At 48.1% G+C, this 15,479-nt stretch carries 14 protein-coding genes; 10 read left to right on the top strand and 4 right to left on the bottom strand.

Going from position 1 to position 15,479, the window contains the following annotated elements; translation table 11 throughout:
* Positions 1–24 precede the first annotated feature (24 nt).
* On the bottom strand, positions 25–1,092 hold the full coding sequence (locus ICW23_RS16635) for a tetratricopeptide repeat-containing glycosyltransferase family 2 protein (RefSeq protein WP_016936969.1): 1,068 nt from the start codon (positions 1,090–1,092) through the stop codon (positions 25–27).
* Between the two features lie 158 nt (positions 1,093–1,250).
* Between ICW23_RS16635 and ICW23_RS16630 the strand changes: the two genes are divergently transcribed.
* The 3 genes from ICW23_RS16630 to ICW23_RS16620 all read left to right on the top strand — a co-directional run bounded on the left by ICW23_RS16630 (position 1,251) and on the right by ICW23_RS16620 (position 4,990).
* Complete coding sequence (locus tag ICW23_RS16630) at positions 1,251–3,140, top strand: ABC-F family ATP-binding cassette domain-containing protein (RefSeq protein WP_188154818.1); 1,890 nt, start codon at positions 1,251–1,253, stop codon at positions 3,138–3,140.
* A 179-nt stretch (positions 3,141–3,319) separates the two neighbouring features.
* Positions 3,320–3,742, top strand: a complete 423-nt coding sequence (locus ICW23_RS16625) for a MerR family transcriptional regulator (protein WP_049628076.1) — start codon at positions 3,320–3,322, stop codon at positions 3,740–3,742.
* Between the two features lie 63 nt (positions 3,743–3,805).
* Entirely contained in the window at positions 3,806–4,990 is a 1,185-nt protein-coding gene (locus ICW23_RS16620; RefSeq protein WP_016936972.1) for an MFS transporter, read from the top strand.
* Positions 4,991–5,033: 43 nt separating this feature from the next.
* Here the strand turns inward: ICW23_RS16620 and ICW23_RS16615 are convergent, their stop codons facing one another.
* Entirely contained in the window at positions 5,034–6,590 is a 1,557-nt protein-coding gene (locus ICW23_RS16615; RefSeq protein WP_045927113.1) for an ABC-F family ATP-binding cassette domain-containing protein, read from the bottom strand.
* A 170-nt stretch (positions 6,591–6,760) separates the two neighbouring features.
* On the opposite strand from ICW23_RS16615, the gene ICW23_RS16610 reads away from it, so the two are divergent.
* Together ICW23_RS16610 and ICW23_RS16605 are read left to right on the top strand one after the other, a co-directional pair.
* The gene (locus ICW23_RS16610) at positions 6,761–7,891 is read left to right on the top strand and encodes a DEAD/DEAH box helicase (protein WP_095242008.1); all 1,131 of its coding nucleotides are present in this window, start codon (positions 6,761–6,763) and stop codon (positions 7,889–7,891) included.
* 72 nt (positions 7,892–7,963) lie between these two features.
* Complete coding sequence (locus ICW23_RS16605; protein ID WP_188154817.1) at positions 7,964–8,410, top strand: GNAT family N-acetyltransferase; 447 nt, start codon at positions 7,964–7,966, stop codon at positions 8,408–8,410.
* A 53-nt stretch (positions 8,411–8,463) separates the two neighbouring features.
* On the opposite strand, the gene ICW23_RS16600 is transcribed toward ICW23_RS16605, so the two are convergent.
* Together ICW23_RS16600 and ICW23_RS16595 are read right to left on the bottom strand one after the other, a co-directional pair.
* The gene (locus ICW23_RS16600) at positions 8,464–9,483 is read right to left on the bottom strand and encodes an NADP-dependent oxidoreductase (protein WP_095242010.1); all 1,020 of its coding nucleotides are present in this window, start codon (positions 9,481–9,483) and stop codon (positions 8,464–8,466) included.
* Positions 9,484–9,597: 114 nt separating this feature from the next.
* Entirely contained in the window at positions 9,598–9,948 is a 351-nt protein-coding gene (locus ICW23_RS16595; RefSeq protein ID WP_064778009.1) for a DUF3212 family protein, read from the bottom strand.
* Positions 9,949–10,139: 191 nt separating this feature from the next.
* On the opposite strand from ICW23_RS16595, the gene ICW23_RS16590 reads away from it, so the two are divergent.
* From ICW23_RS16590 to ICW23_RS16570, 5 genes are all read left to right on the top strand, one after another.
* On the top strand, positions 10,140–10,487 hold the full coding sequence (locus ICW23_RS16590; protein WP_016936978.1) for a YflT domain-containing protein: 348 nt from the start codon (positions 10,140–10,142) through the stop codon (positions 10,485–10,487).
* 162 nt (positions 10,488–10,649) lie between these two features.
* A complete protein-coding gene (locus tag ICW23_RS16585) occupies positions 10,650–11,915 on the top strand; it encodes a pectate lyase (RefSeq protein WP_095242012.1) in 1,266 nt (421 codons plus the stop codon).
* A gap of 117 nt (positions 11,916–12,032) precedes the next feature.
* On the top strand, positions 12,033–13,469 hold the full coding sequence (locus tag ICW23_RS16580) for an anion permease (RefSeq protein WP_007408966.1): 1,437 nt from the start codon (positions 12,033–12,035) through the stop codon (positions 13,467–13,469).
* Between the two features lie 107 nt (positions 13,470–13,576).
* The gene (locus tag ICW23_RS16575; protein ID WP_029575252.1) at positions 13,577–14,284 is read left to right on the top strand and encodes a hypothetical protein; all 708 of its coding nucleotides are present in this window, start codon (positions 13,577–13,579) and stop codon (positions 14,282–14,284) included.
* Between the two features lie 114 nt (positions 14,285–14,398).
* Positions 14,399–15,479, top strand: a 1,081-nt coding sequence (locus tag ICW23_RS16570; protein WP_188154816.1) for an NTTRR-F1 domain, incomplete at its 3' end; no start/stop codon positions are given.

Here is a 15,479-nt window from a genome sequence, read left to right as displayed (position 1 = left end):
CAGGGGGCAGCTCTTTTTTTGATGTTATGTGCCGAGCACGTTTTGATTATACAGTACGCTCGGATGTGACGGGTGATAGGAGGCGGCTTTGTCGTTATGAATCTTCGCTTTTTCTCTGTCGCCGAGCTGCCAGTGGCAGACGCAGAGCTGCAGATGAGGATACCAGGTGGAATATTCGAGCTGGGTAAAGCCTGAATCGCTGTATGTGGCGGATAGGGCGAGCTCATACCAAAACACGCCCTGCCGGTATTGCCGTTTCTCCGTAAAATAGTCGCCGAGCCTGCAGCAAAACTCCGGCCGCGGACAATCAATCAAAAATGATTTTAAGAGCGACGTCATGGCGGCCTCTTCATGGCCGACCGCCCTGTAGCAATCGAATAGATATTGGCACGTTCTGATCTCGTCTTCGATCCAGCACTGTTTAGTGGAAAGAAAATGGTGATAATACGTAATGGCGCGCTGATACTGGCCGTGATCCTTTAATTCATTCGCGAAATAAAATAAATCGCGAGGTGTCATCGTTTCACTGTTTTCCGCCATTTTCTCGTAAATCCTCAGGTTGCGGTCTGAGGGAGGCGAGTGCTTTTTCTCGGATTTGCGGTGTGTGACGGCGATATCGGTTTCTATAATGTTTCCGTATACTTCCAGATACTCATGCACGGCTCCGATCCAGCGGAACCCTTTTTCCCGCTTGACGAGACGGTTGCGGCGGTATCTGAAGCTGACCTCTCCCCGATCATCAAAGCCGACGTGATAATACATGGATACCGCGTCCACCTCTTTTGAAAGCGACGCCTTCAGCTCTATCAGCTTTTCACGATCCTTTTCCGTCAGCATATCGTCGGCGTCCAGCCACAGAATATATTCCATTTCCGCTTTCGAAAACGCAAAATTACGGGCGGCCGCAAAATGATCGACCCATTCAAAATCATAAATCTTATCCGTATAACGGGCCGCGATTTCTTTCGTCCGGTCGGTCGACCCCGTATCAGCAATCACAATTTCATCCGCAATGTCTTTGACGGAATCAAGACAGCCCGCAAGCACTTCCTCTTCATTTTTCACGATAACGCATAAACTGATGCTGATCATGTCATCACCTCTTCACCTCCAGTGTATAAAAGGAGAGGCGGAAACATTCTTCGGACAAAATGATCGCTTCCAAGAAATTTGTCTGCCCTTTTACTAGTTTTATTCCAACGCCTGATTTAAAATGAACACATGAACTTACGTGAGGATTGATAGGAACCATGAGCATCATAAAAGCGGAAAATCTTTATAAAACATACGGAGAAAAGACATTATTCGACCATATCTCCTTTCATATTGAAGAGAATGAAAGAATCGGTTTAATCGGCCCGAACGGAACGGGGAAGTCCACGCTTCTGAAAACCATTGCCGGCCTTGAATCAACGGAGGAAGGCGAGATGACGGCTTCAGGAAACGTGCATATTGAGTTTTTGCATCAGGATCCCGATCTTCCTGCCGGACAAACCGTCCTTGAGCATATTTATTCCGGTGACTCAGCCGTTATGAGAACGATGCGGGAGTACGAAAAAGCGCTTCAGGAGCTGAATGAAGAGCCGGAAAATGAACAGCGCCAAAAGCACCTGCTTGATGCGCAGGCGAGAATGGATGCGAATGATGCGTGGGAAGCGAATACATTAGCCAAAACGGTTTTAACCAAGCTCGGTGTCACCGACTTGATGAAGGATGTCAGCGAGCTGTCCGGCGGCCAGAAAAAGCGCGTCGCGATTGCGAAAAACGTCATCCAGCCGGCTGACCTGCTTATTTTGGATGAACCGACAAACCATTTGGACAATGAAACGATTGAATGGCTGGAAGGCTACTTATCGCAATATCCCGGCGCCGTCATGCTTGTCACGCACGACAGGTATTTTCTGAACAGGGTGACGAACAGAATTTACGAGCTTGAGAGAGGCAGCCTTTATACGTATAAGGGAAACTATGAAGTATTCCTGGAAAAACGGGCCGAACGGGAAGCGCTGGCAGAGCAGAAAGAAACGAAACGTCAAAACCTCCTGCGCCGCGAATTGGCGTGGCTCAGAAGAGGGGCGAAAGCACGCTCGACGAAACAAAAAGCGAGAGTGGACAGAGCGGAGGCGCTCAAGGAGCAAAAAGGGCCGGCAGTCTCCGGATCGCTCGATTTCGCGATCGGTTCCCACCGTCTCGGAAAACAGGTGATAGAAGCGGAAAACGTCACCCTCACCTACGGCGGCCAAGCGCTGATCAGCCAATTTAACGAGCTTGTTATCCCGGGTGAAAGAATCGGCATCATCGGGCCGAACGGAATCGGGAAAACGACACTTTTAAACAGCCTCGCCGGCAGAATTCAGCCAGACAGCGGCCGCATCACCATCGGGCAGACGGTCAGGATCGGGTACTACACCCAGGACCACAGCGAAATGAACGGCGATATGAAAGTCATTGACTATATAAAAGAGACGGCTGAAATCGTCAAGACGGCGGAAGGTGATGTCATCACCGCGGAACAAATGCTTGAGCGCTTTCTGTTCCCGCGCCCGATGCAGCAGACATATATCAGAAAGCTGTCAGGCGGGGAAAAGCGCCGTCTGTACTTGCTGAATGTACTGATGCAGGAGCCGAATGTGCTGTTTTTAGATGAGCCGACCAATGATCTGGACACAGAAACATTAAGCGTGCTCGAAGATTATATCGAACAGTTTCCGGGCGTTGTCATTACCGTATCCCATGACCGCTATTTCCTTGACCGTGTCGTGGACCGCCTGATCGTATTTGAAGGACAAGGCGTCATTTCGCGTTTCCAAGGTTCGTACAGTGAATACATGGAATACGCAAAAGCGAAGAAGATTGCGGTAAAACAGCCGGCCGAAGAGAAAAAGGCGGAAGAAGAGCCGAAGAAAAAGCGCAAAAAGCTTTCGTACAAGGATCAGATCGAATGGGACGGCATCGAAGATAAAATCGCCGGCCTTGAAGAAAAGCATCAGCGTCTGGAAGCGGAAATCGCTGAAGCGGGAAGTGATTTCGGAAAGATTCAAGAACTGATGGCCGAACAGGCAAAAACGGCTGAAGAGCTTGAAGCGGCGATGGAGCGCTGGACCGAATTGTCACTGATGATCGAAGAACTTGAGAATTAAAAAAAGCCGGTACGGCCCAAAGAAAATGGCGGGTCATACCGGCTTTTTTTGTCATGAACAGATGCCCATTATGCGGTATGGATGTTTATCCAGTGAAAATTTCTTTTCAAAACTTCACGTTTACGTTAAGGTTCAAAAGGTGTATAATAGAAACAGAAACGACAAGAGGGGGATTCACCTTGGAATGGATGAAGATTGATCAAGTTGCCAAACGAAGCGGATTGACAAAACGAACCATTCGTTTTTACGAGGAGATTGGTTTGATTCCTGCTCCTAAACGGACAGAAGGCGGCGTCCGGCTTTACTCTGAAGATGATATGGAGGAGCTTGAAAAAGTCATCAGCACTAAAGAAGTGCTCGGTTTTTCCCTTCAGGAGCTTCAGCAGTTTATGGAGATGAGCCGTCAGCTGGAATTAAACAAAGAGGGGTACTTGTTGTCACTGGATCCGAAGGAACGGAAAGCAAAGCTGGAAGAGCTTCAGCACGCATTGAACCACCAGCTTGAGATGATTGATGAGAAGATCAGCACATTTCTGCACTTTAAAGAGCGCCTTAACGGAATGAAAGAAAAAGCTGACCGCGCCATTCAATCAATCGAATGATTTTGCTGTAAACGCTATGAAGATAGCGTTTCTTTTAATGGATTAAATAGGAGGTCTGATCAAATGGATACATCATCACAACAGAAAACAGGTTTATTCAGCCAGCCGAAAGCCGTTTGGGCGGTTGCGTTTGCCTGTGTGATTTCCTTTATGGGAATCGGACTCGTCGACCCGATACTTCCGGCGATTGCCGCACAATTACATGCTTCACCTAGTGAAGTATCTCTGCTATTTACAAGTTATTTGCTCGTTACCGGTTTTATGATGTTTTTCTCCGGCGCGATTTCCAGCCGGATCGGCGCCAAATGGACGCTGCTTCTCGGACTTATTTTTATCATCGTGTTTGCCGCCCTTGGCGGAAGCTCAAGTTCAATCGCTCAGCTTGTCGGCTATCGCGGCGGCTGGGGGCTTGGGAATGCTCTCTTTATTTCAACCGCGCTTGCTGTCATTGTCGGGGTATCTGTCGGCGGCAGCGCCAAAGCCATTATTTTGTATGAGGCCGCGCTCGGCTTGGGGATTTCCGTCGGGCCGCTTGCAGGCGGAGAGCTTGGCAGCATTTCATGGCGCGCTCCGTTCTTCGGAGTGTCTGTCCTGATGTTTATAGCGCTTTGCGCGATTTCACTCATGCTGCCGAAGCTGCCGAAACCGGCAAAACGCGTCGGTGTGTTTGATGCGATGAAGGCGCTCAAATATAAAGGCCTTTTAACGATGGCCGTATCGGCATTCTTATACAACTTTGGATTTTTTATTTTGCTTGCTTATTCTCCGTTCGTTCTGGATTTAGATGAACACGGTCTTGGATACGTCTTCTTCGGCTGGGGGTTATTGCTGGCAATTACGTCAGTCTTTACGGCTCCGCTCGTGCACAAAGCGCTGGGAACAGTGCGTTCGCTCGTCGTTCTCTTTATCGCCTTTGCGGTCATTCTCATCGTCATGGGGATTTGGACTGACCATCAGACGTTGATCATTACATGTATCGTTGTCGCCGGTGCCGTGCTCGGTATGGTGAATACGATCATGACAACCGCTGTGATGGGTTCTGCGCCGGTTGAACGTTCAATCGCGTCTTCAGCCTACAGCTCAGTCCGCTTTATCGGCGGTGCGCTCGCTCCGTGGATTGCGGGAATGCTGTCAGAACACTTCACCGCAAGCACGCCATATACAGTTGGCGGGCTCGTCGTTTTTGTCGGCATGCTTGTCCTTCTCATGGGACGCAAACATCTCGCCGGAATAAAAGCCGGACATTAAGAAAAAAAGGAACTTCCGCACAGGCGGGAGTTCCTTTTTGTGTTTACAGCACTTTCGTCGTCCAAGACTCGCAGTTCCATGTTTCTGTCGCGATATCCATGTAGAACTCCGGTTCGTGGGAAATGAGCAGAATGGAGCCTTTGTATTCTTTCAGTGCGCGTTTCAGCTCTTCTTTCGCATCGACATCCAGGTGGTTTGTCGGCTCGTCAAGCACGAGCAGGTTTGTTTCTGAATTGATCAGCTTGCACAGTCTGACCTTTGCTTTTTCTCCTCCGCTTAATACGGAGACGCGGCTTTCAATGTGTTTAGTGGTCAGGCCGCATTTGGCGAGGGCGGCGCGGATTTCGTACTGGGTAAAGGAAGGAAATTCGCTCCACACTTCTTCGATGCACGTATTGTTATTGGTTTCTTTTACTTCCTGCTCGAAATAGCCCGTGTATTGATGTTCGCCGCGCTCCACCGTGCCTTCCAGCGGCTGAATTTCACCGAGCAGGCTTTTTAACAGCGTCGTTTTCCCGATGCCGTTCGCGCCGTACAGGGCGACTTTTTGTCCGCGTTCCATTCTGAGGTTGAGCGGACGTGACAGCGGGGTATCGTAGCCGATGACTAAGTCCTTCGTTTCAAAAATCAACTTGCCTGACGTTCTCGCCGGCTTGAAATGGAATTCCGGTTTCGGTTTTTCAGCCGCCAGTTCAATCATATCCATCTTATCGAGTTTCTTTTGGCGGGACATCGCCATATTTCTCGTGCTGACCCGCGCTTTGTTGCGGGCGACGAAATCTTTCAGCTCAGCGACTTCCTGCTGCTGCTTTTTGTAGGCCGCTTCGAGCTGCTGTTTTTTCACTTCGTATACTTCCATAAACTGATGGTAGTCGCCGACATAACGCGTTAGCTCTTGATTTTCCACATGATAAATCAAATTGATCACGCTGTTTAAAAACGGAATGTCGTGAGAAATTAAGATGAACGCATTTTCATATTCCTGCAAATAGCGTTTCAGCCATTCAATATGCTGCTCATCAAGGTAGTTCGTCGGTTCGTCCAACAGGAGGATTTCCGGTTTTTCCAAAAGCAGCTTGGCGAGCAGCACTTTCGTCCGCTGTCCGCCGCTTAAGTCAGTGACGTCGCGGTCAAGGCCGACATCCTGCAGGCCGAGGCCGCGGGCGATTTCTTCAACTTTGCTGTCAATCACGTAGAAATCATTATTTGTCAGGGCGTCCTGAATGACACCGACATTTTCAAGCAGCTGCTCAAGCTCATCAGGGTCCGCTTCGCCCATTTTATTGTAAATCTCATTCATTTCTTCTTCCATCGCAAATAAGTAATGGAACGCATCTTTCAGCACGTCGCGGATCGTTTTGCCTTTTTCAAGCACGGTATGCTGATCGAGATAGCCGACGCGCACGTTTTTCGCCCATTCAACCTTTCCCTCATCAGGCTCAAGCTTTCCGGTAATAATATTCATAAACGTTGATTTACCTTCGCCGTTAGCTCCGATTAAGCCGACGTGCTCCCCTTTTAAAAGACGGAACGATACATTGTTAAAAAGCGCACGGTCACCGAAGCCGTGGCTTAAATCTTTTACGGATAAAATACTCATCATTACACCTCTATCGTTATCAGACACGCTTTTTTATCATGTGTCTTTCTCATTAATGATTATAAAGGAGGAGACCGTTTGTTAAAAGGCTTGGAAGGAAAAAGAAAATTGCGTTTGCCGCGTGCATTTGAGATACTATGGAGTAGATTTTAAGAATTGAGGAGAACGACATGACCCAAACATGGCCATTTTTACAGCATACACAACCATTTATCGCCGAAAACTGGAGAGCGTCAGGCTTTCAGAAGCCGACCGACATTCAGGAAAAAGCCGCTCAGGTGATCATGGAAGGGAAGGACGTCATCGCCGAATCCCCGACGGGAACGGGAAAAACATTGGCGTATACGCTTCCGGTTCTGGAGCGGATCAATCCGGAGCAAAAACATCCGCAAGTGATTATTTTAGCGCCGTCCCGCGAGCTTGTGATGCAGATTTTTCAGGTGATTCAGGATTGGACAAAAGGCTCCGATCTTCGCGCCTTGTCTTTGATCGGCGGAGCAAACGTGAAAAAGCAGGTGGAAAAGCTCAAAAATAAACCGCATATCATTGCAGGCACACCGGGCAGGGTGCTCGAATTGATTCAGGCGAAAAAGCTGAAAATGCATGAAGTCAAGACGATCGTTCTTGATGAAGCGGATCAGCTTGTGACAAAGGAACACCGCGAAACAATGAAAAAAATCATTAAAACGACGCTGAAAGACCGCCAGCTTTTAAGCTTTTCTGCTACGCTGCAGCCGGAGACAGAAGAGGTGCTGAAGGGCATTGCACAAGAACCGGCCGTTTTGAAAGTGGAGCGGAATACGGCGGAAAAAGCGCGCGTCACGCATCAATATCTCGTCTGCGATCAGCGGGATAAAGTGAAGCTATTGCAAAAGCTGTCACGGCTGAACGGCATGCAGGCGCTCGTGTTCGTCAGAGATATCGGAAATTTAAGCGTCTATGCGGAAAAACTCGCCTATCATCACGTGGATCTCGGCATCCTGCACGGAGAAGCGAAAAAAATGGAGCGGGCAAAGATATTATCAGCGTTTGAACGGGGAGAATTTCCGCTGCTTCTGGCGACTGACATAGCAGCGCGCGGACTTGATATCGACGATCTTCCGTACGTCATTCACGCAGACATCCCAAATGCAGACGGGTACATTCACAGATCAGGCCGGACGGGGCGGGCCGGTAAAGAAGGAACGGTACTCAGCCTTGTCACGCCGATGGAAGAATCCAAACTGAAAAAAATGGCCAAATCACTCGGAATTGAGCTGAAAGAGGCCGTTTATTCAGGCGGAAAATTATCTGAGAAATAAGAAACGGAGGGCGGGAAGCCCTTCGTTTTTTGTTGTAAAATAATAGAAAAGGTTCGCGCGGGGGATGGGAAGATGGTTTCAATAGACAGATTTCAAATATTGAAGGAACGTGAGCTGAAAATACTTGAGCACTGGTTTAAAAACGATAATATCAGACGGAGAATGGATGCGATGCTGCCATTAGATGCGTGGTATGCACGATTGAATGAAGATGAAGACGATACTGTCTTTATGGCATATGACGGGCAGCTGCCGGCTGGCATAGTCTCTATAGAGTTTGTGGAGGAACGGGCGTATATCGGATTGATCGTCAATCCTTTGTACCAGCTTCAAGGGTACGGAAAACGGATATTGCAAAAACTCCTGACTGACCCTGGGTTTACCAGTGTGCGGGAATGGGCGGCAAGCATCGAAAAAGACAATCAAATGAGTTTAGCCTGCTTTCAAGCAGCGGGATTCACTTTGGAAGATACGGAGCCGGATGAAGACGGCTTCCTGACTTTGATTCTTCGCAGCTGATCCGAAAAAGCAGAAAAGGAGGGAACAAAGCCCTCCTTTTTTTCATCATCATGTTAACTTGGATCACTGACTTTGATGATCTGTTTGCCTTTGTTTTCTCCTTTAAACAAACCGAGGAACGCGTCAGGAATATGGCTGAATCCTTCCGTAATCGTTTCTTCATAATGAAGCTTCCCGTCTTTGAGCCATTCAGCCAATTGTTTCGCGCCTTCGGAAAAGCGGTCAGCATAATCACCGACGATGAACCCTTGCATCAGCGCTTTTGTTTTGATCAGTTTCGGCTGTACGCGGGGGCCCATGTCTTCCTCTTCACTTTCGGTATTGTATGAAGAGATCGCTCCGCATACCGGAATGCGGGCGAATTCATTCAGCAGGTTTATCACCGCATCTGAAATCGGTCCGCCGACATTGTCAAAATAGACATCGACGCCGTCAGGGCATGCCTGTTCAAGCGCTTTTTGAATATCATCCGCCGTTTTGTAATTAATGGCTTCATCAAATTGAAGCTCCTCTTTCAGATACGCGATTTTTTCGTCAGAACCGGCGATGCCGACAACCCGCGCGCCTTTGATTTTGGCAATCTGCCCGACCGTTGAGCCGACGGCGCCCGCAGCCCCTGAAACGACGACGGTTTCGCCTTTTTTCGGACGGCCGATATCAAGCAGCCCGAAGTAAGCGGTCAGTCCGGTCATCCCTAAAATGCCGAGATACGCCGAGGCGGGTGCGATATCCGTGTCCAGTTTGCGGAGGGCGGACTCATTCACTGCTGAGTATTCCTGCCATGAGAGATTCCCGATCACGATATCGCCTTTTTTCAGCTTATTGCCGTCTGTGAGAACCTCGGCAATCACTCCGCCTGTTATGGCTTCATCTAAAGCGAACGGCTCGACATATGATTTTGTATCCTGCATTCGTCCGCGCATGTACGGATCAACGGACACATAATTTGTTTTTACAAGCACTTCACCGTCTTGCGGCTCGGGAACGGCAATCGTTTCAAAGCGGAAATCGTCATGGACGGGAACGCCTTTAGGGCGTCTCGCTAATTGAATCTGCTGCTGATTTTTCGGCATGATGCATCCTCCTTCAACATGAGTGTTTGTTTCAAATGTAACACGAACCATTTCCCGAATACAAAATCAAACCGTCCGCCGGCAACAAAAAAAAGAAGGGCACGGGCCCCTCATTTAATAGAACAACCGGAACATCTCCGTGTTTTTCTCATGTTCCAAATATTCATAGGCATTTGTTTTAGAAGAATGAAGCATGTCGGCGGTAATGACGGGCTGAAGCGCGGTCAGATAAGTACCCAGCGTATTCTCAATTTCTTTCGGCAGAACGGATTCGATATCACCGATATTGATAATAATAGAGAAAACGTAATCGATATTAATATGAAAGGTATCTTCAGCAAAGGCCGTAAGCTCTTTTATTCCGTCCGGGCAGCGGGTATGCCGGCGGAATACCTGTTTCACTAAATCACTGACAACCCAAGCGTTAAATCGCTGTTCCGGTGAAAAATAATGAATAGGAACCACCTCCCTGCGTGATCGGCTCTTGAAAATTTTTATTTTTCTGATAAAAGTAGCTTCTCCTACTGTAACATGTCCCGGAAGAAAATATCCACCGACAATCTGCCCGATTTTTCACTGAACGCTCTTTCTTTTGTTTGGCACTTGGTGAAGCGGGTAAATACACAATATACAAAAACAAAAGGGAGGACTTATCAATGAAACCGGTAGTAAGAGAGTATACAAACGATCAAAAACTGATGCAGGACGTAAAAGAGCTTCAGCAAATGGGTGTCGCAAAAGAAGATGTATACGTGCTTTCTCATGATGACGACAGAACGGAACGACTGGCCGACAATACGGATGTCAATACCATCGGAGCAAAAGAAACGGGCATTAAACACGCGGTCGGCAATATGTTTAATAAAAAGGGCGACGAGCTCCGCAACAAAATTCACGAAATCGGCTTTTCAGAAGAGGAAGCATCACAATTTGAAAAGCGCTTAGATGAAGGAAAAGTTCTTCTGTTTGTCACGGATAACGAAAAAGTAAAATCATGGGCGTAAGCCGATCAGGTCCCAAGGGATTTCGGTCCCTTGGGATTTTTTTGCGGATTCCGCAATAAAACCGAAAGACACAATCAGTACATTTTCGGTGCTGTTTCTTAATTGATTTGATACAATTCGTTTGTAATAAATTGGAATATCAAATCAGGAGGAGCACCATTTATGAAAAAAATGTTACTGATGCTGGCGGTTTGTTTATGGATGATTCCTGCGGGTGTCCATGCCGCTGACCTTGGCCGGCAGACGTTAGGAGCAAATGACGGCTGGGGAGCCGCTTCCGGCGGGACAACCGGCGGCGCGAAAGCCTCTTCATCGAATGTATACACCGTATCAAACAGACAGCAGCTCGTTTCTGCATTAGGTGGAAGCGCCAACAGCACGCCGAAGATTATTTACATACAAGGCACAATCAATATGAATACGGACGACCGCAATAAAACGCTCGGCTTTCATGATTATAAAGATCCGGCATATGATCTCAACGCCTATTTGAAGGCGTACGACCCGGATAAATGGGGGAAAAAAGCACCGTCAGGCACCCAGGAAGACGCCAGACAGCGATCCCAAAAAAATCAGAAAGCGCGGGTCGTGATTGATATCCCTTCAAATACGACGATCATCGGGTCAGGCTCAAACGCCAAAGTGACAGGCGGAAATTTTAATATGAAGAACGGCGTCGACAACGTCATCATCCGCAACATCGAATTTCAAGACGCTTACGACTATTTTCCGCAATGGGACCCGACTGACGGCAGCAGCGGCAACTGGAACTCGGAATATGACAATATCACCATTAACGGCGCGACGCACATCTGGATCGACCATTGCACCTTTAATGACGGATCGAATCCCGACAGCGGTTTTCCCTACTATTACGGGAGAAAATATCAGCACCATGACGGCCAGACGGATATAGCCAACGGGGCGAATTATATTACATTATCTTATAATAAATATCATGACCATGATAAAGGCTCCGTCATCGGAAACAGCGACAGCAAGACGTCGGATGAAGGAAAACTGAAGGTGACCCTTCACCATAACTATTACCAGAACATCGTCCAGCGCGCCCCGCGGGTCCGGTATGGGCAGGTTCATATTTATAATAATTTTTACGCAGGCTCGAAAAGCGCCGCGTACCCGTTCAGTTATGCATGGGGCGCAGGACATGCGTCAAAAATATATGCGCAGAATAATGTTTTTGAGGTGCCGGGCCTGGCTGCCGATAAGGTCATCAGCGTCTTCAGCGGCGGAAAAGCGCTTCATGAAGAGGGCACTCTTTTAAACGGCGCTGCCATTAACGCGTCAGCCGCCAACGGATTAAGTCAGTCTGTCGGCTGGACACCGGCATTGCACGGCTCTATCGGCTCATCCGCAAATGTAAAACCGGATGTTATATCTAAAGCCGGTTCGGGTACGTTAAAATAAGAAACACAAAGGAATATTTTCCTTTGTGTTTTTTAATTAACAAAAACGTTTATTAACTTAGTTAAGTAGTAAAATGGGATGGGGGATGGAAGACAACAAAATAGGAGGAGACCTGTAATGGCTTCAGAAAAAGACGCAAAAAAACAGCAGGCGGTAAAAATCATTCCTTTGCTTATTACTGTTGCTGTGGGATTAATCATTTGGTTTATTCCCGCGCCGTCCGGACTTGAACCTAAAGCATGGCATTTGTTCGCTATTTTTGTCGCAACAATTATCGGCTTTATCTCCAAGCCCTTGCCAATGGGCGCAATTGCAATTTTTGCATTGGCAGTCACCGCGTTAACGGGAACGCTTTCTATTGAAAATACGTTAAGCGGATTTGGAAACAAGACAATCTGGCTGATTGTCATCGCCTTTTTTATTTCCCGGGGATTTATCAAAACCGGGCTCGGCGCCAGGATTTCTTACGTATTCGTACAACGGTTCGGGAAGAAAACACTCGGCCTTTCTTATTCACTGCTGTTCAGTGATTTAATTTTATCACCTGCCATTCCGAGTAACACGGCACGGGCGGGAGGCATTATTTTTCCTATTATCAGATCATTATCCGAAACTTTCGGATCAACGCCGGCAGACGGAACAGAGCGGAAAATCGGCGCTTTCTTATTAAAGACCGGTTTCCAAGGAAACTTGATTACGTCTGCGATGTTTTTGACGGCAATGGCGGCGAACCCGCTGATCGCCAAGCTGGCCCACGATGTCGCAGGGGTGGACATCACGTGGACAAGCTGGGCAATCGCGGCCATTGTCCCGGGATTGGCGAGCTTAATCATTACACCGCTCGTTATTTATAAGCTGTATCCGCCGGAAATTAAAGAAACACCGGATGCGGCTAAAATCGCAACGGAAAAATTGAAAGAAATGGGTCCGTTTAAAAAATCCGAGCTCTCCATGGTCATCGTCTTTTTATTGGTGCTTGCGCTGTGGATTTTCGGAGGAAGCTTAAATATCGATGCAACGACGACGGCCCTGATCGGATTATCCGTTTTGCTTTTGTCACAGGTATTAACATGGGAGGACATCAAAAAGGAACAAGGTGCGTGGGATACACTGACTTGGTTCGCGGCGCTTGTGATGCTGGCGAATTTCCTGAATGAACTCGGCATGGTGTCTTGGTTCAGTAATATGATGAAATCCTCTGTTTCCGGTTTTTCATGGATTGTGGCATTTATGATTCTGATCGTTGTGTATTATTACACCCATTACTTCTTTGCGAGCGCAACCGCGCATATCAGCGCCATGTATGCGGCATTTCTCGCCGTCATTGTGGCGGCAGGCGCTCCGCCGCTATTGGCGGCGCTCAGCCTGGCGTTTTTCAGCAACCTTTTCGGTTCGACGACGCATTACGGCTCAGGAGCGGCTCCGGTCTTTTTCGGAGCGGGCTATATTTCGCAAAGCAAATGGTGGTCCATCGGCTTTATCCTGTCAATCGTCCATATTGTGACATGGCTTGTGATCGGCGGATTATGGTGGAAAGTATTGGGTTTATGGTAGAAGAAAAAAGGCAGACTCAGGTCTGCCTTTTTTTTGTTTTGATAAGAGGCGGGAAGGCCCTGCACATGATGGCTTCAGCGTGAATACAATATAGCCGGGGTGATAATATGAGCAGCGGCCGTAATCAATACATGATATTGAAACAGAAACCTTACAAATATATGAGCAGACATATGAAACGCTGGTATGAACAATTACTATACGATCATGAAAAAACGGAAATAGTGACGGAAAAACAGTTTCCGTCTTTAGATGAAAATCGATCTGCCCTGTGCGTGCCCCAGATGCGGGGTCCCGAAGGCAAAAGAGGCCCCGCCGGCTCCCGCGGTCCGCAAGGGGAAGCAGGTCCGCCCGGTCCGCCTGGTCCCCCGGGGCCTGAGGGTCCGCCCGGTGCGGTTCCGGCTGTAGCTTTTCAAAATACAACAGAACAAATGACGATTCCGTTAGAAGGAACACCGATAAATGTATTAAGCACGGTGGTAGATGCGCCGACAGATCAATTGGTAAAAACGGATGCCGTCATACAAGTAAATGTGGAATTAGATCTGCTCGCTTCTAATTTTTCATTAGACTTAGCTGTCGATCTCCAAAGAAATGGGGTATCTATTCAAACACTAAGACAAGAGCTGAACCTCTTTTCTTCAGGCGGGCAAATCTTGGGGATTCCTTTTACGTACATCGAGGAAATGACAGCGGGAGAAACAGCTGCGTATCAGCTCTTTTTATCTGTACTGTCTTCGAATCATGTCACGCAAGTCACAGCGGCAAACCGTTCCCTCATTGCAACGGGATTCCCCATTCAAGGATCGGACTAAGGTGATGAATAGAAATCACCTTTTTTATTTAGGTTGTCAAAAGACAGCCCGTATTAATATGCTGTCTTAAAATGTAAGGTTATCCGCAACAGAAAGGAGAGGGAAAAAGCTTGAATGAATAATCCGATTATAAATGGGAGCTTTGAAACCGGCACATTAGAGGGTTGGAGTTCGGCAAATACCCAGATTAACAGTTTGTTTGCACATTCAGGGAGATATTCTGCACAATTTATTGGAACTCAGCCATATGCTTACCTCAGTCAAATCATCCCCATCTCAGCTCAGTCACTGACTCTATTCGTATCACTGGCAACGCTCGGAAATGAGCCAAGTCCCCAGGTAACCCTCCAGATCATATATGTCAGCGCAGCAGGTGAACAAATCAGTTCCGTTCAAGAAAATATCACACCCGGAAATTTGCCGAACGTGCTCTTTCATACATGGTCTGAAATCTATAAAACAAGCAGTGTGCCTTCTGGCGCGGCCTCTGCTGTCATTGTATTAAGTAAAGTTTCTTCCGGCACGGTTTTAATAGACGATGTTTCATTGGCGCAAACCGGGGGTGACCCTGGCGTTACAGGCCCTACAGGAGCAACAGGGGTAACCGGATCAACAGGAGCAACAGGAGCAACGGGTGCAACCGGATCAACCGGAGCGACTGGAATCACAGGGTCAACAGGAGCAACAGGAGTAACAGGAACAACAGGATCAACAGGTCCAACGGGTGCAACCGGATCAACAGGAGCGACTGGAATCACAGGGTCAACCGGTCCAACTGGTATAACAGGAGCAACAGGATCAACAGGTCCAACGGGTGCAACCGGATCAACCGGAGCGACTGGGATCACAGGGTCAACCGGTCCAACGGGTGCAACCGGATCAACCGGAGCGACTGGGATCACAGGGTCAACCGGTCCAACTGGAGTAACAGGAACAACAGGGTCAACAGGTCCAACGGGTGCAACCGGATCAACCGGAGCGACTGGGATCACAGGGTCAACCGGTCCAACTGGTATAACAGGAGCAACAGGAGCAACAGGTCCAACGGGTGCAAGAGGATCAACCGGATCGACTGGGATCACAGGGTCAACCGGTCCAACTGGAGTAACAGGAACAACAGGGTCAACCGGTCCAACGGGTGCAACCGGATCAACCGGAGCGACTGGAATCACAGGGTCAACCGGTCCAACTGGTA

Origin of the sequence: Bacillus sp. 1021 (assembly GCF_014534735.1) — a bacterium.
Classification (GTDB): domain Bacteria; phylum Bacillota; class Bacilli; order Bacillales; family Bacillaceae; genus Bacillus; species Bacillus siamensis.
This window is presented reverse-complemented; position numbering and strand designations above follow the sequence as displayed.